The sequence below is a fragment of the Amycolatopsis granulosa genome, assembly GCF_011758745.1.
Taxonomy (GTDB): domain Bacteria; phylum Actinomycetota; class Actinomycetes; order Mycobacteriales; family Pseudonocardiaceae; genus Amycolatopsis_E; species Amycolatopsis_E granulosa.
Genome location: NZ_JAANOV010000001.1, coordinates 4,768,031 through 4,788,447, shown reverse-complemented (window position 1 = coordinate 4,788,447; position 20,417 = coordinate 4,768,031). Strand labels below are relative to the sequence as shown.

At 72.9% G+C, this 20,417-nt stretch carries 18 protein-coding genes; 8 read left to right on the top strand and 10 right to left on the bottom strand.

Annotated elements, in window-relative coordinates; all coding sequences use genetic code 11:
• The first annotated feature begins 221 nt into the window (after window positions 1-221).
• Entirely contained in the window at window positions 222-1,559 is a 1,338-nt protein-coding gene (locus FHX45_RS23525; RefSeq protein WP_167105988.1) for a hypothetical protein, read from the top strand.
• On the opposite strand, the gene FHX45_RS23520 is transcribed toward FHX45_RS23525, so the two are convergent.
• Window positions 1,556-2,389, bottom strand: a complete 834-nt coding sequence (locus FHX45_RS23520) for an alpha/beta fold hydrolase (protein ID WP_341771586.1) — start codon at window positions 2,387-2,389, stop codon at window positions 1,556-1,558. The two genes, FHX45_RS23525 and FHX45_RS23520, sit on opposite strands and share 4 nt — an antisense overlap.
• 48 nt (window positions 2,390-2,437) lie before the next feature.
• Window positions 2,438-3,832 carry a dihydrolipoyl dehydrogenase family protein gene (locus tag FHX45_RS23515; RefSeq protein WP_167105985.1) on the bottom strand — a complete coding sequence of 465 codons (1,395 nt, stop codon included), beginning with the start codon at window positions 3,830-3,832 and terminating at the stop codon, window positions 2,438-2,440.
• Between the two features lie 83 nt (window positions 3,833-3,915).
• Here FHX45_RS23515 and FHX45_RS28485 point away from each other — a divergent pair, with 83 nt between their 5' ends.
• Complete coding sequence (locus FHX45_RS28485) at window positions 3,916-4,785, top strand: Lsr2 dimerization domain-containing protein (RefSeq protein WP_167105982.1); 870 nt, start codon at window positions 3,916-3,918, stop codon at window positions 4,783-4,785.
• Window positions 4,786-4,802: 17 nt separating this feature from the next.
• Here the strand turns inward: FHX45_RS28485 and FHX45_RS23505 are convergent, their stop codons facing one another.
• Both FHX45_RS23505 and FHX45_RS23500 read right to left on the bottom strand, forming a co-directional pair.
• Window positions 4,803-6,131: an NtaA/DmoA family FMN-dependent monooxygenase gene (locus FHX45_RS23505; RefSeq protein WP_167105979.1), complete on the bottom strand. Its 1,329-nt coding sequence runs from the start codon at window positions 6,129-6,131 to the stop codon at window positions 4,803-4,805.
• Window positions 6,128-7,243: an LLM class flavin-dependent oxidoreductase gene (locus tag FHX45_RS23500; RefSeq protein WP_167105976.1), complete on the bottom strand. Its 1,116-nt coding sequence runs from the start codon at window positions 7,241-7,243 to the stop codon at window positions 6,128-6,130. Before FHX45_RS23500 ends, FHX45_RS23505 begins: the two co-directional genes overlap by 4 nt.
• A gap of 89 nt (window positions 7,244-7,332) precedes the next feature.
• Between FHX45_RS23500 and FHX45_RS23495 the strand changes: the two genes are divergently transcribed.
• Entirely contained in the window at window positions 7,333-7,743 is a 411-nt protein-coding gene (locus FHX45_RS23495; RefSeq protein WP_167105973.1) for a secondary thiamine-phosphate synthase enzyme YjbQ, read from the top strand.
• On the opposite strand, the gene FHX45_RS23490 is transcribed toward FHX45_RS23495, so the two are convergent.
• A complete protein-coding gene (locus FHX45_RS23490) occupies window positions 7,728-8,762 on the bottom strand; it encodes an ABC transporter permease (RefSeq protein WP_167105970.1) in 1,035 nt (344 codons plus the stop codon). The genes FHX45_RS23495 and FHX45_RS23490 overlap by 16 nt on opposite strands.
• A 103-nt stretch (window positions 8,763-8,865) precedes the next feature.
• On the opposite strand from FHX45_RS23490, the gene FHX45_RS23485 reads away from it, so the two are divergent.
• Window positions 8,866-9,573: a haloacid dehalogenase-like hydrolase gene (locus FHX45_RS23485; RefSeq protein WP_167105967.1), complete on the top strand. Its 708-nt coding sequence runs from the start codon at window positions 8,866-8,868 to the stop codon at window positions 9,571-9,573.
• 41 nt (window positions 9,574-9,614) lie between these two features.
• Here FHX45_RS23485 and FHX45_RS23480 read toward each other — a convergent pair whose 3' ends face one another.
• Together FHX45_RS23480 and FHX45_RS23475 are read right to left on the bottom strand one after the other, a co-directional pair.
• Window positions 9,615-11,366: a proline--tRNA ligase gene (locus tag FHX45_RS23480; RefSeq protein WP_167105964.1), complete on the bottom strand. Its 1,752-nt coding sequence runs from the start codon at window positions 11,364-11,366 to the stop codon at window positions 9,615-9,617.
• An 85-nt stretch (window positions 11,367-11,451) separates the two neighbouring features.
• Entirely contained in the window at window positions 11,452-12,183 is a 732-nt protein-coding gene (locus FHX45_RS23475) for an IclR family transcriptional regulator (RefSeq protein ID WP_208407502.1), read from the bottom strand.
• 110 nt (window positions 12,184-12,293) lie between these two features.
• Between FHX45_RS23475 and FHX45_RS23470 the strand changes: the two genes are divergently transcribed.
• The gene (locus tag FHX45_RS23470; protein WP_167105958.1) at window positions 12,294-13,589 is read left to right on the top strand and encodes an MFS transporter; all 1,296 of its coding nucleotides are present in this window, start codon (window positions 12,294-12,296) and stop codon (window positions 13,587-13,589) included.
• A complete protein-coding gene (locus FHX45_RS23465) occupies window positions 13,586-14,476 on the top strand; it encodes a 2-hydroxyacid dehydrogenase (protein WP_167105955.1) in 891 nt (296 codons plus the stop codon). The genes FHX45_RS23470 and FHX45_RS23465 overlap by 4 nt, the downstream gene beginning before the upstream one ends.
• Here the strand turns inward: FHX45_RS23465 and FHX45_RS23460 are convergent, their stop codons facing one another.
• Window positions 14,477-14,680 (bottom strand): hypothetical protein, encoded by a 204-nt coding sequence (locus FHX45_RS23460; protein WP_167105952.1) that lies wholly within the window; start codon window positions 14,678-14,680, stop codon window positions 14,477-14,479.
• Window positions 14,681-14,773: 93 nt separating this feature from the next.
• A complete protein-coding gene (gene ku / locus FHX45_RS23455) occupies window positions 14,774-15,658 on the bottom strand; it encodes a non-homologous end joining protein Ku (RefSeq protein WP_167105948.1) in 885 nt (294 codons plus the stop codon).
• Between the two features lie 155 nt (window positions 15,659-15,813).
• Here ku and FHX45_RS23450 point away from each other — a divergent pair, with 155 nt between their 5' ends.
• On the top strand, window positions 15,814-18,117 hold the full coding sequence (locus FHX45_RS23450) for a LuxR C-terminal-related transcriptional regulator (protein ID WP_167105945.1): 2,304 nt from the start codon (window positions 15,814-15,816) through the stop codon (window positions 18,115-18,117).
• Between the two features lie 37 nt (window positions 18,118-18,154).
• On the opposite strand, the gene FHX45_RS23445 is transcribed toward FHX45_RS23450, so the two are convergent.
• Window positions 18,155-19,552: a sialate:H+ symport family MFS transporter gene (locus tag FHX45_RS23445; RefSeq protein WP_167105942.1), complete on the bottom strand. Its 1,398-nt coding sequence runs from the start codon at window positions 19,550-19,552 to the stop codon at window positions 18,155-18,157.
• Between the two features lie 92 nt (window positions 19,553-19,644).
• On the opposite strand from FHX45_RS23445, the gene FHX45_RS23440 reads away from it, so the two are divergent.
• Entirely contained in the window at window positions 19,645-20,325 is a 681-nt protein-coding gene (locus FHX45_RS23440; protein WP_167105939.1) for an FCD domain-containing protein, read from the top strand.
• Window positions 20,326-20,417: the final 92 nt, after the last annotated feature.

Sequence of the window (20,417 nt, the reverse complement as noted above, 5' to 3'; positions counted from 1 at the left end):
GTCCAGCCTCCCCGGCACCGGGAAGCGCTGTCGTCCGGCGCCACCCCGTCGACTGCCAATGAGTAACACCTAACCGAACGACCTCGATCACTGTCAATTACCAACAACCCGCCTGGCGCCACCAAAGTGGGAGATCTTCCGCGCACGCGTCACACCATCGAGGCCCGGCGGCCCCACAGCGCGCTAGCGTGTTCGCGCGGACGAGTTCGGGGAGGTGCGCCGTGCGGTTGGTCCGCCTGGAACCACAACCCGCGCGCGTCGCCGACGACGTCCGGGCCGCGCTCGCCGCACTGGGCCGCGGGGACGACATCGCCGGCGGCGTCGCGCTCGCCGGTGCCCGGCCGCTGCCGGCCCGGCCGCCGGTCGAGGCGATCGTCGTGCTCCCCCGCGCCGTCCTCGTCGTGATCGGCGTCGACCTGCCGGACCCGGCGATCCGCCTCGAAGCGCCCCTGACCGGGCAGTGGAAGGCCGACGGGTGGCCGCTCGTCGCCGACCGCGACGTCGTCAACCCCGCGACGCACGCGCTTGCGCTGGCCGGAGCCGTCACCGAACGCCTGCGCCCGGACGTCCCCGAGCACCTGCCGATCGCGACGATCATCGCGGTCGGGCCGTTCGCCGAGGAGATCGAGCAGCCGGCCGCCGATCTCGCCGGCCACGTCCGCGTCCTGTTCCCGACGCGGAACAGCCTGCTGGCCGCGATCACCTCGCTGACCCCGGCCCCCTGGCCGTGCACACCGGACGAAGCAGGCGCGCTGATCGGCACCCTCGCCCCGCACGCCACCCTCACCGCGGACGACCTGGCCGCCGAAGGGTTCACCGCGGCCGAGGAGCCGGTGACGGTGAAGCTGCCGCCGGCCGGGCCGCGGCCGCGCCGGCGGCCGGCGGAGCCCGCGGCGATGCCACCGGTGGTCCCCCTGCCCGAGGCCGCGCCACCGGTGTCCCGGATCTCCGCGGCCGCGCCGGTGCGCACGATCCCGGCGCCGCGGCCGCTGCCGTGGCGGCCGGCCGCGGCGATCGCCGCGGCGCTGGTGCTGGTGGTCGCCGTGATCCTGCTGGCCACGACGGGCGGGGGTGGCGAGCCGGTCACCGCGCCCGCGACCACCACCGTCAAAGCCGGGCGGCAGTCCGTCGCCGGTGTGGAGTTCGCCGAACAGGCCGGCGGCACGGACCGCACGTGTGCCGCGCACGCCTACGGCGACCTGCAGGCCCGGTTGCAGGCCGGTGGATGCGCGGGCATGGAACGCGGCAGCTTCGAGGCGACCGTGGACGGACGGGCCGTGGTGGTGTCGGTCGCCGTGCTCACGTTCGGCAGCGACGAGCAGGCCACGGCGTTCAAGCAGCTCGCGGACACGCCCGGCAGCGGCGGAATCACCGATCTGGCGACCGAGACCCACCGGTGGCCGCGCACCCCGGACCTCGCCGGTGCCGCCTACCGGAGCGCCGTCTCGGGCAAGGCGGTCCGGCTCGTGCTGGCCGCCTATCCGGGCGGGCACTCCACGCCGGACGACCCCGCGCTGCTGCGGGCCGCCGGCGCGGCGCTGGGGGTGCCCATCTCCTAGCCGGTCGCCGCGGCGAGGACATCGACGGCGTGGGTCCAGAGCAGGGCGGCACCGGCGCCGGGCTCGATCCGGCGTCGCGCGCCGGGGATGCGGGAGGCGAGCAGTGCACCCCCGTCCGGCGAGTGGACGTGGTCCCGCTCGCCGAACCACACCAGCACCGGCGCCCGGATCGCCTGCCAGTCCAGCGGCCACGGCGACATCGCCAGGAGCGCGTCGGTGGCGTAGCCCGCCCCGCCGTGGGCGAATCCCTCCCGCAGCGCGGCGCGATACCGGCTCAGGAACACGGGTTCGCGGTACACCGCGCGGTCGGCCGGGTCGGCTCCGTCCAGCACCATGCGTTCCATCCCGTCGGCACCGAGCCCGGCGAAGAACGCGCGGGCGCCCTCGGGGTCCGCCGCCACCCGCGCGACCACGTCCTGGAGCGGGGCGGGCACCTGGGCGCGCACGCGTGGATCGGCGACCTCGTCGGCGGGCGACACCAGCAGCAGCCGGGAGGTGATCCCGCGCTCGGCGAGCGCGAGACCGAAGACCGCGGCCTGCGAGTTCGCCACCACCGGCACCGGGCCGCCGAGGCGCGCCACCAGGCACGCGAGGTCCGCGGCCGTGGACGGCACGGTGCGGCCGGGATCGGGTGTCGACCCGCCCATGCCGGGACGGTCGACGGTCACCAGCCGGACGCCGGCACGGTCGAGGTGCTCTGCACCGAAGGTCATCGACCGGCCGGTGGCGGCTCCGGCGAGGAACAGCACCGGCACACCGTCCGCCGGCCCGGACGCCGACCACGCCAGCACCCGCCCGCCAGGCAGGGACAGCTCGTGATCTTCGCGCACGCGGCACAGGATGGCGCCCAACCTGCCGCGCGGCAAACCGGTTTCCGGCTAGAGGCCGTACTCCTCGAGCAGCCGCAGCCACACCTCGCTGATCGTCGGGAACGACGGGACCGCGTGCCACAACCGGTCCAGCGGCACCTCGCCGGTGATCGCCACCGTCGCCGAGTGCAGCAGCTCCGCGACGTCCTGGCCGACGAACGTCACACCGACCAGCACCGCACGCTCGGTGTCGACGATCATCCTGGCCTTACCGGCGTAGCCGTCGGCGTGCAGCGACGAGCCGGCCACCGCGATGTCGATGTCCACCACCCGCTGCCGCGCACCGGGTTCCGGCTCGGTGAGCCCGACCGAGGCGACCTCCGGATCGGTGAAGACCACCTGCGGTACCGCGTAGTGGTCGGCGGTGCTGCTGTGCTTGCTCCACGGACGGGTGTCGACCGGCTTCCCGGTCGCGCGGGCGGCGACGACGTCCCCGACGATCCGGGCGGCGTACTTGCCCTGGTGGGTCAGCAGCGCGCGGCCGGTCACGTCACCCGCCGCGTACAGCCATTCACCGTCCACTTCGGTCACCGTTCCGCTGTCGTCCACGGTCAGCGGCTTGCCCGGGGCCAGCCCCACCACCTCGAGGCCGAGGTCGTCGGTGGCCGGCCGCCGTCCGGTCGCCACGAGCACCTGGTCGGCGGTCAGCGTCTCGCCGCCCGCGAGCTCCAGCCGGGCGGCACCGTCCACTGAGGACGCCCGGGACAGGCCCGAGCCGGTGTGCAGCCGGACCCCGTCGGCACGCAGGCCCTCGGCGACCGCGTCACCGGCGAAGTCCGGGTACCGCGGCAGCGGGCGCGGCCCGGTGACGATCAGGTCCACCCGCGCACCGAGCCGCGCCCACGCCTGCGCCATCTCCACGCCGACCACACCGCCGCCGACGACCGCGAGCCGCCGGGGCACGGCGCTGCTGGCGGTGGCCTCACGCGAACCCCACGTCGGCACCTCGTCGAGACCCGGGATCGGCGGCGTCTTCGGGACGCTGCCGGTACAGATCACCACGGCGTGCCGCGCGCGCAGCACCCGGGTGCCGTCCACAGTGACCTCGCGCTCACCCGTGAGACGGCCGCGGCCACGGATCGTCTCGATACCGGCGCCACGCGCCCACTCGACCTGACCGCTGTCATCCCCCCGGCCGGTGAAGTAGTCGCGGCGCTCGAACACCGCCGCGGGATCCAGCCGCTCCCCCACCGGCACACCCGGCAGGCGACGGGCCGCGGCAAGCGCGTTTCCCGGCCGCAGCAAGGCTTTGCTCGGGATGCACGCCCAGTAGGAGCACTCGCCCCCGAACCGTTCCCACTCCACCAGCGCGACGGACAGGCCGCCCTTGACGGCGCGATCCGCCGCGTTCTCCCCCACCGGTCCGCCACCGATCACGATGACGTCAAAAGTCTCGTCGGCCATGGGCACAGCGCACACCAGCTGGGCGGCCGGCGCAAGTGGGGCGGGTATTCTCGGCGCGAACGCGTGAGTACTGGAGGTATTCGGTGGCGAAGAACACCGCGGTGCAACTACTGGACGACCTGAACGGCGAACCGGCCGCGGAGACGGTGCGGTTCGGCCTGGACGGCGTCGAGTACGACATCGACCTCTCGGACCCGAACGCCACCGGCCTCCGTGAACTGCTCGGGACCTACGTCCGCGCGGGCCGCCGGACAGGTGGCCGCAAGCGCCCGCCGCGCCGCCTGACGGCCACGCGCCGCGCCAAGTCCCCTGCCACCACGGCGAAAACCGCGGAACCCGCGCCGTCGGCGAAGGCGGTGCAGACGGCGAAGACCGGCAAGACGGTCAAGACCGGGAAGCCGGGGAAGCCGGCGCGCACGGGCGCCGCTGCCCGGGCCAAGTCCGCCGCCGCGGCGGCGCAGCCCGCGGTCCGGAAGACCACCACCAAGGCTCCGGCCGCGAAGGCCACCGCGGCGAAGACCACCGGGAAGTCCGGCACCGGCCGCAAGACCACCGCGACGGCGAAGCCCGCCGCGGGCACCAAGGCAGCCAAACCGGCCACCGCCACACCGAAGGCCACGAAACCGAAAGCCACCAAAGCCACCGCAGCGACCGCAACGACCGCAACGACCGCAACGACCGCAACGACCGCAACGACGGCGAAACGCGGCACCAGGGCCGGGTCCGCGGCGAAACCGAAGACCGCCACGTCCGGCGCGCAGCGGAGCACCAGGGCCGGTGCCGGGACGAAGCAGGACAGCGCGGCACAGCCGAAGGCCGCCGCGGCGAAGCCGTCCCGCGCCGCGGCTTCCGGGAGCACCGGTGCCAGGAAAACCGCCACCCCGGCGGCGAAGACCGCGCGCACGGCGGTCCGCAAGGCACCGCCCGTCGTGTTCTCCGCCGCCGGAAGCTGACCGACCGGCCGCGCGGTTCAGCGATCGATGCCGAGGTGGTCGCGCAGCGTGGTGCCGTCGTACTCGCTCCGGAAGACGCCCCGCTCCTGCAGCAACGGCACCACCTTGTCCGCGAACGGGTCCAGTCCGCCGGGTGTGACGTGCGGAACCAGGATGAACCCGTCGCTCGCGTCCTCCTGCACGTAGGTGTTGATCGCCTCGGCGACGGTCGCCGGGGCGCCGACGAACGTCTGCCGCCCGCTGACCTCCACGACCAGGTCGCGGATCGACAGGTTCTTCGCCGCCGCCAGCTCGCGCCACTGCCGCACCGTCGCCACCGGGTCGCGGTACATGCGGGTCTGCGCGCGGCCCTTGGCGACCGCGTCCCCGCCGACCACCGGTTCGACGTCGGGCAACGGGCCCTCCGGGTCGTAGCCGGACAGATCGCGGTTCCACACCTGCTCCAGGAAGCGGATCGCCGTCTGGCCGCTCACCTGCTGGTACCGCACGACGCTCGCCAGCTCCTCGGCCTCGGCGTCGGTGTCGCCGAGCACGAACGTCGCCGCGGGCAGCACCAGCAGCTGGTGCGGCTCGCGCCCGTAGGCGGCCAGGCGCCGCTTCACGTCGGCGTAGAACTTCCGCCCCGCGTCCAGCGTGCCGTGCCGCGTGAAGATCGCGTCCGCGGTCGCGGCCGCGAACTCCCGGCCCTCGTCGGAGTCGCCCGCCTGCAGGATCACCGGCCTGCCCTGCGGGCTGCGCGGCACGGTGAACCGGCCCGCGATGTCGAACTGCGCGTCGTGCCGCTCGAACGAGCCCGCGCGCGGGTCGCGCAGGAACACGCCGGACGACTTGTCCGCCACGATGTCGTCCGTGCGCCACGAGTCGAACAACTCGAACGCCGTGTCCAGGAACAGTTTCGCCCGCTGGTACCGCTGGTCCTCGGGCAGGTAACCGCCGCGGCGGAAGTTCTCCCCGGTGAAGGCGTCCCACGAGGTCACCACGTTCCACCCGGCGCGCCCCTCGGACAGGTGGTCCAGGCTGGCGAACTGGCGGGCCACCTCGTAGGGCTCGTTGAACGTCGAGTTGATCGTGCCGGTCAGGCCCAGGCGCTCGGTGACCGCCGCGAGCCCGGCCAGCACGGTGAACGTGTCCGGGCGGCCGACCACGTCGAGGTCGTAGATCCGGCCGGCGTGCTCGCGCAGCCGCAGCCCCTCGGCGAGGAAGAAGAAGTCGAACTTCGCCCGTTCCGCGGTCCGCGCGAGGTGCGCGAACGACGAGAACTCGATGTGGCTGCCCGCCTGCGGATCGCTCCACACCGTGGTGTTGTTGACGCCGGGGAAGTGCGCGGCGAGGTGGATCTGCTTCATCGCGACGCTCCTGCGTACCGGTTGGCGGGGCGGCTCAGGCCGAGCAGTCCCCGCAGCGTGGTGGCCTCGTACTCGCGGCGGAACGCGCCGCGCTGCTGGAGTTCGGGCACGAGCCCGCGGGTGATGGCGGTGAGGTCGTGCGGCAGTGCGGCCGGGCGCAGCCGGAAACCGGCCAGCCCGGCGTCGCGCCACGCGAGCAGCTGACCGGCCAGCTGGGCGGGCGTGCCGGTGAACACCAGGGCATCGGAGGTGTACCCGGCCCCGTCGAGATCGTCCAGCCGCGCCTTGCGGTCCCGCGCCGCCTGCTCGGTCTCGTCGAGGAACACCACGACGTCGCCGAAGACGAGCAGATCCGGCCGTAGCCCGCGCAGCTCCGCCGACAGCGACCGCGCCTGCTCACGGTCGTGCGGGGTGACGAACACCAGATCGGCGGCGCGGGCGGCGAGCCGGTGGATCTCGCCGATGTGCGAGAGCACGGCGACCGGGGGCTGACCCTGCGGCGGGCGCGGCGTGATCGACGGGCCCGCCACGCTGAAGAACCGGCCGGTGAAGTCGATGTGGTGCAGCTTGTCGCGGTCGACGAAGCGGCCGGTCGCGACGTCGCGGATCTCCGCGTCGTCCTCCCAGCTGTCCCACAGGCGCCGCACCACCTCGACCCAGTCGCCGGCCTCCTCGGCCAGGTCCGGCAGCGGCACCGGGAACTCGCGGCGGCCGAAGTGCCGCGCGTCCTCGGGGCTGCTCGCGATCCGGACCCGGACCCCGGCGCGGCCGGACGAGACGAAATCGAGTGTGGCGATCGCCTTGGACAGGTGGAACGGCTCGGTGTGGGTCGCGACCGCGGTCGGCAGGAACCCGAGGTGCCGGGTCAGTGGCGCGACGCGGGACGCGACCAGCACCGCGTCCAGCCGCCCGTCCACCCGGTCGGTGCGCCCGTCCCGGGGGGCACCGAGGGAGTCCTCGATCGTCACGAAATCCAGCAGGCCGCGTTCTGCCTCGGTCACCAGATCGCCCCAGTAGCGCGGGCGGAACAGCTCGTCCGGGCGCGCGTCCGGCTCGCGCCACGCGGCGGGGTGCCAGCCCGCGCCCTCCAGTGCCACCGCGAGATGAACCATGCCTCGCTCCTTTCGCCTCCCACCGTCCAGCGATCGGGTGGTGCGCGCTATTTCGCGTACCACCCCTTGGGACGCTTACGGTGGGAGCCATGTACTCCACGGAGATCGAGGTGAAGACCGGCGGCCGGGCCGTCGTGCACGACCTGACGAAGGAGACCGAGGCGTTCCTCGCCGAGGCGGCGGCCGCCGACGGGCTGCTGCACGTCTTCGTGCCGCACGCCACGGCGGGCCTGGCGATCCTGGAGACCGGCGCGGGCAGTGACGAGGACCTGCTCACCGCGCTGGACGACCTGCTGCCCCGCGACCAGCGGTGGCGGCACCAGCACGGCAGCGCCGGTCACGGCCGGGACCACGTGCTGCCCGCGCTGGTGCCGCCGTACGCGAGCGTGCCCGTGCTGAACGGGTCGCCGGCGCTGGGCACCTGGCAGTCGATCTGCCTGGTGGACACCAACATCGACAACCCGGTCCGGCGCGTCCGGTTCAGCTACCTGGCCGGCTGAAGCTCGGCCGCCGGGACCGGCGCCGGCCGCGGCGCGCGGCCGGGCCAGAGGACGACGACCAGCCCGGCGACGAGCATCGCGCCGAGCACCCACACGCCGGTGGTGACGTCGGGGGCGCCCGGGATGCCCTGCAGCAGGCTGCGGATGCCCTCGGTGGAGAACCGGAACGGCGTCCACGACCACAGCAGGATCCGGTAGGCCGGGTTCAGCAGCTCCGGCACCTGCCCGGCCACGTTCGGCGCGAGCAGGTAGAGCGGGCCGAGGATCGCCATCGCCCGGATACCCAGCAGCCGCAGCAAGGCGGCCTGCACGGCCGCGAACGCCGCCGCGGTCAGCAGGACGTACCCGAGGACGTCCCAGCCGGGGGTCAACGACGAGTCCCACAGGGCCAGGAACCCCGCGGCGACCGCCGTGATCAGCACCGCGGTGGCCGCGATTTGGGTCAGGCGGGCCGCGGTGCCGATCCGCCCGCCGGACCGCCGGCCGAGAAACACCAGCAGCGCACCCGCGGCGAGGCTGCCGACCCAGGCCAGGATGCTCACCGCGAGCGGCGCGACGCGTCCCGCCGGGCTCGCCGGGTGCACGGTCTCCACCCGCACCGGCGCGGCCGGGGTGCCGGTCGCCTGCGCCATCGCGGCCGACAGCGCCTGGCCGGCCCCGGTGAGCGCCTGCTGCGCGACCTGGGTGCCGGCCGGGTTGACCGCGCCCGACACGACGACACCGACCTGCCCCGGGGCGAGTTCCAGGACGCCGTAGACCTTCTTGTCGTCGAGCAGCTGCCTGCCCTGCTCCGGTGAGGTGAGCCGCACGCTCAGGGCGTCGCCGTTCGCCGTGGTGAGGCGCTGCGCCGCGGCCCGCAACGGGGGCGGCGCGTGGTCGGGCACGGCGACCGCGACGGGAAGTCCGTGCGGTGCGACCGACGCCTGCACGCCCACGGTGAGGAACCCCAGTACCACCGCGATCACCGCGCCGGCCAGGGCGGCGAGCCCGGCGATCCGCCGGGTGGATGTTCCGGTCATGGGAACCTCCGATTGAATTCTTCCTGTGTTGAATTTCAGGGTAGACACGGTTCCGCGCAGAAGTCAACGCGTGATGAATACCGGGATTGGTAGCGTCGCGGACGTGACGAGCAGTACGCACCGGCTGGTGCTGTGGGACATCGACCAGACCCTCATCGACCTGCGTGGCGCCGGCCGCGGCTGGTACCGGCAGGTGCTCACCGAGGTGACCGGCGTGACGCTGACCGAGATGCCGGACTTCTTCGGCCGGACCGAGCGCGCCATCACCGTGGAATTGCTGACCCGGCACGGGATCGAGCCCACCGAGGAACTGATCCAGCGGATGTGGGCGGCGCTGACCGCGGTGTCGGAAACAGCACTGCCGGAGCTCGGCAAGCAGGGCCTGGCGCTCCCCGGCGCCGCCGCGGCGCTGGCCGGGGTGGCCGGCGCGGGCGGGGCGTTGCAGTCACTGGTGACCGGCAACCTGCGGGACATCGCCTGGCACAAGCTGTCCGCGTTCAGCCTGCACACGCACCTGGACTTCGAGATCGGCGGCTACGGCAACCTCTCCGCGCACCGGCCCGACCTGGTGGCCTACGCGGTGGACCGGGCGCGGGCGGCACACGGATCACCGTTCGAGCCCGCCTCGGTGGTCGTCGTGGGCGACACGCCGCACGACATCGACGCGGCACGGGCGCACGGCGCCGTCGCGGTGGGCGTGGCGACCGGCCGCTTCGACGAGCAGGCGCTGCGCGACGCGGGCGCCCAGGTCGTGCTGCGCGACCTGAGCGATACGAACCGGGTGCTGGCAGCCGTCTTCGGCGAGGGCTGACCGGCACGGGAGCGGCCTGCCCGGCGGGCCGCTCCCGTTGCTCAGCCGCGGATGAGCTTCACCAGGTGACCGGCCACCGCGTCCACGGCGATCTCCTCGCGCTCGCCGGACTTGCGGTCCTTGACCTCCACGACGCCCTTCGCCAGGCCGCGGCCCACCACCAGGATCGTGGGCACGCCGAGGAGCTCCGCGTCGGCGAACTTGACACCCGGCGAGGCCTTGCGGTCGTCCAGCAGGACCTGCACCCCGGCGGCGTCCAGGTCGGCGGCCAGCTTCTCCGCGCCCGCCGCGATCGACTCGTCCTTGCCCGCGATCACCACGTGCACGTCGTAGGGCGCCACCTCGCGCGGCCACACCAGGCCGAGCTCGTCGTGGCTCTGCTCGGCGATCACACCGACCAGGCGGGACACCCCGATGCCGTAGGAGCCCATCGTGATGCGGACCGGCTTCGAGTCGGCGCCGAGCGCGTCCACCTGGAACGTGTCGGTGTACTTGCGGCCCAGCTGGAAGATGTGCCCGATCTCGATGCCGCGCGCCGCGACCAGCGTGCCCCGGCCGTCCGGGGACGCGTCGCCCTCGCGGACCTCCGCGGCCTCGATGTGGCCGTCCGGCCGGAAGTCACGGCCCGCGACGAGGTCGACGACGTGGTGGTCGGCCTTGTCCGCACCGGTCACCCACGCGGTGCCGGTGACCACCCGCGGGTCGACCAGGTAGCGGATCCCGTTGTCCTGCAGCGCCTTCGGGCCGATGTAGCCCTTGACCAGGAACGGGTTGGCGGCGAAGTCGGCCTCCTCGAGCAGCGCGACCTCCGCCGGCTCCAGGGACGCCTCCAGCCGCTTCGGGTCGACCTCGCGGTCGCCCGGAATGCCGATGCCGATGATCTGCCAGTCCTTCTCGCCCGGCCGGCGGATCTTCACCATCACGTTCTTGAGGGTGTCCGCCGCCGTGAAGGTGCGGCCCAGGTCGGTGCGGCTGTTGAGGTGGTCGACCAGGGTCTGGATCGTCGGCGTGTTCGGCGTGTGGTGCACCTGCGCCGCGGGCTTGTCCTCGACGGACTGCTCCGGCGGCGCGGGCGTGACGACGGCCTCGACGTTGGCCGCGTACCCGGACTCGCTGCTGCGGACGTAGGTGTCCTCACCCGTCTCGGCGACGGCGAGGAACTCCTCCGACGCCGAGCCGCCCATCGCACCGGAGGTGGCCGCGACGATCACGTAGTCCAGGCCCAGGCGGTCGAAGATGCGGATGTAGGCGTCGCGGTGCAGCTGGTAGGACCGGGACAGACCGTCGTCGTCCAGGTCGAAGGAGTAGGAGTCCTTCATGACGAACTCGCGGCCGCGGAGGATGCCGGCGCGGGGACGGGCCTCGTCGCGGTACTTCGTCTGGATCTGGTACAGGACGACCGGGTAGTCCTTGTACGAGCTGTACTCGCCCTTGACGGTGAGCGCGAACAGCTCCTCGTGCGTCGGGCCGAGGAGGTAGTCGGCGCCCTTGCGGTCCTTGATGCGGAACAGGGCGTCGCCGTACTCGCGCCAGCGGCCGGTCGCCTCGTACGGCTCGCGCGGCAGCAGCGCGGGGAAAAGGATCTCCTGACCGCCGATCGCGTCCATCTCCTCGCGGACGATGTTCTCGATCCGGCGCAGCACCCGCAGACCCAGCGGCAGCCACGAGTACCCGCCCGGCGCGACCCGGCGGACGTAGCCGGCCCGCGTCAGCAGCTTGTGGCTGGGAACCTCGGCGTCGGCCGGATCCTCGCGCAGCGTGCGCAGGAACAGCGACGACATCCTGGTGATCACTGGGGTGCTCCTCGGGGTCGAAACACGGTGTGAACAGCGTAGTCAACCCCGGTGTCCGGGCTACAACCGGTTATCGGGCGGCGGTTCAGCGCGGCAGGGACGCGGCCAGTTCGCGCGCCGCGGCCCGCAGGGCGGGCACGAACGCCTCCAGCTCGGCCATCGTCACGCGGTACGCGGGCGCGGCGGTGGACACGGCGGCGATCGCGGTGCCGTCCGGGGCCAGGACCGGCACGCCGACCGCCCTTATCCCCGGCTCGTGCTCCTCGTCGGCCACCGCGTAGCCACGCGCCCGCACGGAGGCGATCTCCCGCGCGAACTCCGCCCGCGTGGTGATCGTCCGCGGCGACAGCGCGGTCAGCTCCAGCGACTCCACCAGCGCTGCCCGGTCCGGGGCGAACGCCACCAGGCACTTCCCCATCGACGTGCAGTGCAGCGGGCCGCGCTGCCCCGGTTCGCCGCGGATCTGGATCTGCCGTGGACCCCGCACCGAATGCACGTACACCTGTTCGTGCCCGTCGAGCACGGCCATCAGCGTCGGCTCGCCGGTCTGGTCGGTCAGCGCACGCAGCACCGGCAACGCCACCCCGGCGAAGCCGCGGGCGTGCGACACCCGCTGCCCCAGCTCGAACAGCCGCAACCCCAGCGCGTACCGCTTCGACGCCGGATCGCTGCGCGCGAAACCCTGCTCCTGCAACGAACTCAGCAGCCGGTGCGTGGTGCTCACCGGGTAGCCCGCGCGCCGCGCCAGCTCGGACAGCCCGACCCCGTCCGGGTACTCACCGAGCAGCGACAGCACCCGCAGGGCCTTGCCCACCATGTCGGCCACACACCACCCCTTGACGCCGTCCGGTCGAGGTCCCACACTCATCGGGCACCATATCGCGGAATAGTTTTCCATATCATGGAAAGCATGGCAAGGAGGCCGACATGGGGAGCCCGCCAGTGACCGGCAGGGCGACGACGCCGGGGAGACAGCGCTGGCTGCGCCTGATCCCGATCGTCTTCGTCACCTACAGCCTGGCCTACCTCGACCGCTCGAACTTCTCCATCGCCGCGGCCGGGGGCATGGCCGAGGACCTGGGCATCACGAGTTCGACCTCGGGCCTCATCGGAGCCTCGTTCTTCGCCGGCTACTTCCTGTTGCAGGTCCCCGGGGTGCTCTACGCCGACCGCCGCAGCGTCCGCGACCTGATCTTCTGGTCGGTGCTGGCCTGGGGCCTGCTCGCCACGCTGCAGGGGCTGCTCAGCTCCGTCGTGCTGCTGATCGTGGTCCGCTTCCTGCTCGGCGCCGTCGAGGCCGCGGTGCTGCCCGCGCTCGTGGTCCTGCTCGCCCGCTGGTTCACGAAGGCCGAACGCGGCCGCGCCAACGCCTTCCTCATCCTCGGCAACCCGGTGACCGTCATGTGGCTGTCCGCGGCGTCGGGCTACCTGGTCGAGGCCACCAACTGGCGCGGCATGTTCATCATCGAGGGCATTCCGGCGCTGGTCTGGGCGTTCTTCTTCCGCGCGCAGGTGCGCGACCGCCCCGCCGACGCGGCGTGGCTGGCGGCGGCCGAACGCGCGGCCGTCGACACCGCGATCGCCGCGGAGCAGGCCGACCTGGCGCCGGCCGCGGAGACCACCGGGCGCCACCCGCTCGCCGAAGCCCTGCGCACCCCGTCCGTGCTGATCCTCGCCGCGCAGTACCTGCTGTGGAGCATCGGCGTCTACGGGTTCGTGTTCTGGCTGCCCTCGATCGTGAAAGCCGGATCGTCGGCCGGCATCGGCGCCACCGGCCTGCTGTCGGCCGTGCCCTACGCCTTCGCCGTGGTCGCGATGCTGCTCAACTCGCGCCTGTCCGACCGCGCCCACCGCAGGATCCGGTACGTGTGGCCGTGGCTGCTCGCCGGCGCGATCACGTTCTACGGCTCCTACCTGGCCGGCCACAGCGCCTTCTGGCTGTCGTTCCCGCTGCTGATCCTCGCCGGGATCGCGATGTACGCACCCTACGGGCCGTTCTTCGCGATGATCCCGGAGCTGCTGCCGCGCCGCACCGCCGGGATCGCCGTCGCGCTGGTCAACGCGGCCGGCGCCCTGGGTGGCTTCCTCGGCACGTATCTGGTGGGCTGGTTGCGCACCGCCACCGGCACCGACGCCGCCGCGTTCCTGATGCTGGCGGGCACGATGGCCGCGTCCGCGCTGGTCCTGTTCGCCGTCCGGTCCCCGAAGAGGAAGGTCGCATGACACCCCGAGTTCTGCTCCCCTGGTCCGATGTCGCCGTCCCGGCCGGCCTGGAAGCCGCCTGCTACGACGGCACCGGGACGCCACCCGGCCTGGACGGCGTGGAGTTCTACGTGCTGCCCTACGACAGCGGCCCGCGACCACCGGAACTCATCGCGCGGATGCCGTCGCTGAAGGTGGTGCAGTCGCTGTCGGCGGGCGTGGACAGCCTGCGGCCGCTGATCCCCGAGGGCGTCACGCTGGCCAACGGCCGGGGCCTGCACGACCTGAGCGTCGCCGAGCACACGCTCGCGCTGATCCTGGCCGCGCAGCGGAACCTGCCGCGCTGGTTCCGCCAGCAGCGCAGCGGCTCCTGGGACCGCGAGCACACCCGCTCGCTCGCCGACGAGCGTGTCCTGCTGGTCGGCTACGGCTCGATCGGCCAGGCCGTCGAGCGGTACCTGGTGGCCGGTGCGGCCGACGTGGTGCGCGTGGCGAGCACCCCGCGCGCGGGCGTGCACGGCGTCGGCGAGCTGGCGGACCTCCTGCCGGGCGCGAGCATCGTCGTGCTGATCTTGCCGGACACCCCGGCCACCCGCGGGCTGATCGGCGCACCAGAACTGGCGGCCCTGCCGGACGGGGCGCTGGTGGTCAACGTCGGCCGCGGCACCGCGATCGACACCGCGGCGCTGACGAAGGAGGTCTCGGACGGCCGGCTGCGGGCGGCGCTGGATGTGGTGGACCCGGAGCCGCTGCCGCCGGAGCACCCGCTGTGGCGGCTGCCGGGATCGATCATCACCCCGCACGTCGCGGGCGGCTCGGACTCGTTCTACCCGCGGGCGAAGCGGCTGGTGGAGCAGCAGCTCGAACGCTTCGCGCGCGGCGAGCCGCTGGTCAACGTGGTGCGGTGATCAGGACGCCCGCGCGTACTCCACGGTGTGGTCGGCCGTGCAGACGCAGCCGCCGTCCACCTCGTCGCACCGGATCGTGAGACGGTGCCGCACCAGGTCGGTGTCGGTGCAGTCCGGTTCGGTGCACTCCACCAGGGCGTCGACGTGCAGGACGAGGGTGCCGTGGCAGTGGTCGAGGTCCCGTGCGCAGCTGGGGCACTCCATGTCTGACACCTTCCGCCGGTAGGGGTTGCGGCACCTTGGTACCACCCAGCCCGGCCGGACGGTGGGAGGGCGCCCCGGCGTGTCGGTGTGCGGTCAGGCACTCTTGGGTGAGCGGCGGCCGCGCCCCGAGGTGGACGAGGTGGACGACGTGGACGAGGTCCCGGCGGACTTCTTGGCGGGCGTCCGCTTGGCCGGTTTGCGGGCCTTCTTCGCCTCGCTGACGCTGGCCTCCAGCGCCGCCATCAGGTCGACCACGTCGGTCTTCGGCGACCGGCCCGCGGGCCGCGTGGTCTTCTTGCCGGCGATCTTGGCGTCGATGACCGCTTCCAGTGCCTCGCGGTAGTGGTCGGTGTACTTGCCCGGGTCGAACACCGGCTCGGACAGCGAGTCGATCAGCGAGCCGGCCATGCTGAGCTCCTGGGGCCGGACCTGGGGCAGCTCGTCGCGCAGGAAACCGAAGTCGGGGGTGCGCACCTCGTCCGGCCACAGCATGGTGGTCATCACCATGACGTCGGCGTGCACGCGCAACAGGGCGAGGGTCTCCCGCTGGCGCAGCGCGACCTTGGCGATCGCGACGTGGCCCGACTTGTGCAGCGCGTCGCGCAGCAGCACGTACGGCTTGACCGCCGCCTTCTGCGGCTCCAGGTAGTAGTGCCGGTCGAAGTGCAGCGGGTCGATGGCCTCGAGTGGCACGAACTCCAGCACGTCGATCACGTTGGAACTGGACAGCGGCAGGTCCTTGAGGTCGTCGTCGGTGATCACGACCATCTCGCCGTCGTCGGTCTCGTAACCCTTGGCGATGTCGGCGTAGGGCACTTCCTCGCCGTCGATCGTGCAGAAGCGCTTGTACTGGATCCGCCCGCCGTCGGCGACGTGCACCTGACGCAGGGACACGTTCTTGTTCTCGGTGGCCGTGTAGAGGTTGATCGGAATGGTGACCAGCCCGAACGACACCGAGCCCTTCCACATCGATCGCATCGCCGGGGCCCTCCGCTCCTGCCGAGATAACCGCAGGTCGGACGTTACGCGAGAAGCGCTCGCACCACCAGGCGGCCACCCGGCCGTCGGATACCCCCAGTATTCGAACTGTCCGGATGGCACCGATCAACGCCCGCGCCAACTAGGCTGTTGCAGTGGCGGGCACACTTCCGAGCGAGCTCACGAGCTTCGTCGGCCGGCGGCAGGAACTCGCCGAGATCCGGCGGTTACTGTCGGCTGCCCGCCTGGTGACGCTCACCGGCCTGGGCGGGGTGGGCAAGACCAGGCTCGCCGTGCGTGCCGCGGCGGGGTTGACCCGGGCGTTCCCGGACGGGGTGCACTTCGCCGAGCTGGCCGCGCTCGACGATCCGGCGCTGCTGCCGCAGACCATCGCCACCGCGCTCGGCCTGCGGGACGAGGCCGTCGATCCCGCCGACCGGCTGGCCCGGTTCCTCGCCGACCGGCAGGTGCTGCTGGTGCTGGACAACTGCGAGCACCTCGCCGACGCCTGCGCGACGCTGATCGGCAAACTGCTCGCCGCGACGAGCGGCCTGCGCGTGCTGGCCACGAGCCGCCAGCGGTTGTCCGTGGAGGGTGAGCACCTGCTGCCGGTCGAGCCACTCGACCTGCCCATCGGGAGTGGGACGAGCGAGCGCGCCGACGGCTGGGACGCGGTGTCGTTGTTCGCCGACCGCGCCGCCGCGGTGTCGCCCGGCTTCACGCTCACCGGGGCCAACGAGGCGCTGGTCGCCACCATCTGCCGCCGCCTGGAGGGACTGCCGCTGGCGATCGAGCTGGCCGCGGTGTGGCTGCGCACCCTGTCGCTGACCGAGCTCAACGACCGCCTCGCCGACCGGTTCGCGCTGCTGACCGAGGCCACGCGCACCGCGCCACCGCGCCAGCAGGGACTGGAGGCGCTGGTGGACTGGACCTACCAGCTGTGCCTGCCCGCCGAGCAGCGGGCGTGGGAGCGGCTGTCGGTGTTCCGCGGCGGGTTCGACCTGCCGGCCGCCGAGTACGTGTGCCTGACCGAGGGCAGCACCGACGGTGCTGACGCTGATGACGGCACCGTGCTGAACGTGCTCGCCGGCCTGGTCGACAAATCGGTTCTGGTGCGCGAGCGGGACACCTACGGCCACGGCGCGCGCTACCACATGCTGGAAACCCTCGCCGAGTTCGGCGCGGCCCGGCTCGCCGAGCGCGGCGACCCGGCCGAACCGGTGCGCCGGCACCGCGACTACTACCGCGAGCTCGCCCGCCGCTTCACCACGGAGAAGATCACCGCGCGGCAGCAGGAATGGATCGCGCGGCTGCAGAGCGAGCACGCCAACCTGCGCGGCGCCCTGGAATCGTGGCTCGAGGAGCCGGATCCGCGGCCCGCGCTGGAGATGGCGGGCAACCTGTCCACGTTCTGGATCGCGGGCGGCCACCTCGTGGAAGGCGGCCGCTGGCTGGACCGGGTACTGGCGCGGGACAGCGGGCCGTCGCGGGAACGGGCGCGCGCCTTGCACGCGTCGCTGCTCGCCTCCACCTGGCTGGGGGTGCGCAAGGGTTTCGGCGGCCGGCTGCGGGAGTACCGGTCGATCGCCGCGCACCTGCGCGATCCGGCGATCGACGTCGAACTGCTGGTGTGCGAGGGGGTCAGCCGCTACTTCCTCGGCGACCCGCGCTGGGCCGGTGAGCTGCTGGAGAAGGCGCAGGAGGAGTGCGCGGCGATCGGCAAGGACGCGCTGCCGCTGCAGATCCTGTCCTACCTGGCCCTGGCGCGGTTCGTGCTGGGCGAGCCGGACGCCGAAGCCGCCGCGGAGCAGGCGGTCGCGTTGTGCGCGAGCCACGGAAACCCGCCGTGGTACACCGCGCTGGCCGTGTGGGTGCTGGGGCTGGCGGTCTGGCGGCGCGGTGACGTGCGGCGCGCGGAACGCCTGCACCGGGAGGCGATCCGGCTGCGCGAGCCCGCGGGCGACCATTCCGGGGCCGCGCTGGCCCTGGAGTCACTGGCCTGGTGCTCGGCCTCGGACCGGCGGTTCACCCGGACCGCCCGCCTGCTCGGCGCCGCCGCGACCGCGTGGCGGCTGTCCGGCGCGGGACGCATCGAAGCGGCCCTGCGGCAGGTGTCCGAAACGCGCGCCGCGGCACCGGCCCGGAATGCCCTGGGCGGCGAGGCGTTCGAGCAGGAGTACGCGCGCGGCGCGGCGATGTCGTTCGAGAACGCGGTGGCGTTCGCCCTGGACGAGCGGCGGACCCGGACCGCCCCGGCGACGTCGTCCCGCCACCCGCTCACCACGCGCGAGAAGGAGATCGCGGGCCTGGTGGCCAAGGGGCTGAGCAACCGCCAGATCGCCGGCCGGCTGGTCATCTCCCAGCGCACCGCGGAAAGCCACGTCGAGCACATCCTGGCCAAGCTGGGCTTCAGCTCGCGCACCCAGATCGCCGCCTGGATCACGGCGAACGAGTCCTGAGGTGGCCGGGTTCGTCGCCACGCCCGCGGCGCGCGGTTCAGCCGACCGGCGCCGACTCCCGGTTCCCGAGCCTGCCCAGCCGCGCCGGCACGTCGAACCCGACCAGCAGCGCGGTGAGCAGCGTCAGGCCGGCCGCGAGCCAGCCCAGCGCCGGACCGAGCCCGATGTGCCCGGCCACCTGCGCCCCGAGCAGCGGGGCGACCGCGCCGCCGAGGGCACCGACGTTGTAGGTGAACCCGAGGCTCGCCGCCCGCGTCCGGGTCGGGAAGTGGTCGCCGATGTACTTCGGCAGCAACCCCGAGATTCCGGAACTGGTGCCCTGCAACACGAACAGCAGCAGCCACACCAGCACGATGCTGCCGGACCCGAGCGCGAACGCGGGGAACACGAACACCAGCGATAGCAGCAGCCCGCCGACGTAGGTGGCCCGCGTGCCGAACCGGTCACCGACGACTCCGGCCAGGCACGACCCGGCCGCGTAGCCGAGCCCGGCCCAGGTCAGCGCGTTCGCGACCTGACCGGCGTTGTAGTGCAGCACGGTCTTCAGGTAGGTCGGCAGCAGCGACTGGATCGGCCACGAGTAGAGGAACGCGCAGAACACGGTCAGCATCAGCCCGACCGCCATCGGCCACGCCCGGCCGCTGATCTGCACGGCGAACACGGCGAACCCGATCACGCACAGGGCGATGCACAGCGGGTAGAGCCCGCCGGCGTGGCCGGAGAAGATCAGCACGAGGCTGGTCGCGAGCACCAGCGTGACGACCACGTTGACCGCCGCCCAGCGCCGGTCGAGCAGCGCGGTCGCGCTCGTCGACCGCACGTTGCCGGAGCCGACCTCCGCCGTCCAGTCCCCGGCCTCGGGCAGCGCCCGGCGCAGCCACAGCGCCACGAAGACCGGCACGATCCCGATCCAGAACAGCCACCGCCAGCCCAGGTGCGGCACGATCAGGTCGTACGCGCGAGCGGCCAGGACGGACCCGATCGGGTAGGCCGACAGCAGGAAACCGGTGGCACGGTTGCGCAGGCCCCTCGGCCAGCTCTCCATCACGTAGGTGCTGCTGGCGCCGTACTCCCCGGCCATGCCGAGCCCGACGATCGCGCGGAAGACGAACAGCGACCAGTAGCTCCAGGCGAAACCGCACAGCGCGGTGCCGGCGGCGTACAGGACGATGGAGGCGATCATCGCCGGGCGGCGGCCGAAGCGGTCGCCGAACGCGCCGAGCGCAAGCCCGCCCAGCCAGCGCGACACGAACGCGGCGGACACCAGCGTGGCGGCGGTGGCCAGGGACAGGTGGAACTCGTCGCGCAGCTCGGTGAGCACCAGGGTGATGATCACGAAGTCGAAGCCGTCGAGCAGGTAGCCGAGCCACGCTGCGCCGAACGCCTTCCACTGTCCGGGCCCCAGCCGGCGGTACCACGGGATCGGGGAGGTCATGCGTCCTACCTCTACGTCGAGGACTGGTTGTGGGACGTTGGACGTCGTATGATGCCCGGGACGGTAGCCGACGACCTCGGATGGTGGCAAGAGTGCGGACACTGCGCAGCCAGGAACTGGCCGACTCGATCGTCGAGCTCATCGACCGGCGGCAGCTCGGTCCGGGCGATCCCCTGCCGCCGGAGCCGAGGCTGATGGCGGAGTTCGGCGCGGCGCGCAACTCGGTCCGGGAGGCGCTGCGCACGTTGCAGGCCCTGGGCATCGTGGAGATCCGGCACGGCTACGGCACCTTCGTCGGTGCCGCCAGCATGACGGCCCTCAGCCCGTCCCTGCTGTTCCGCACCCGCGCACGCTCGCGCGACGACCTGCGGGGGCTGCGCGACCTGCTGGAGGTCCGGCAGATCCTGGAGACCGAACTGACCCGCAAGCTCGCCCGGCAGCGGGACGAGGCACTGCTCGACCAGCTCGCCGAGCGGGTGCGGCGGATGGCCGATCCGGCCACCTCGGCGGCCGCGGACGGCGAGTTCCACGAGCTGATCTGCACCGCGGCGGGCAACGAGCTGGCCGCCGAGCTGATCCGCCTGTTCTGGAGCGTCTACCGGCAGACGGAGGTGCTCATCGGCGCGCCGCGCACGCCGTCGGACGCCCTGGTCGCCAAGCACCAGCTGGTGGTGGACGCCATCGCCGCGGGCGATCCGGACGCCATCGGGGACGCGGTGCGCCACCACTTCGACGAGGTCCGTGGCCGCCTCGAACCGTGTGCCCGCGCCTGAATTCCGCCTCGCTCACCCGGATGTGGGCGATCGCATTGTTCGATTCTGCCCACAACGAGTGAAGTCGGCTGGACGGCCGCGCTCCGGCGAGG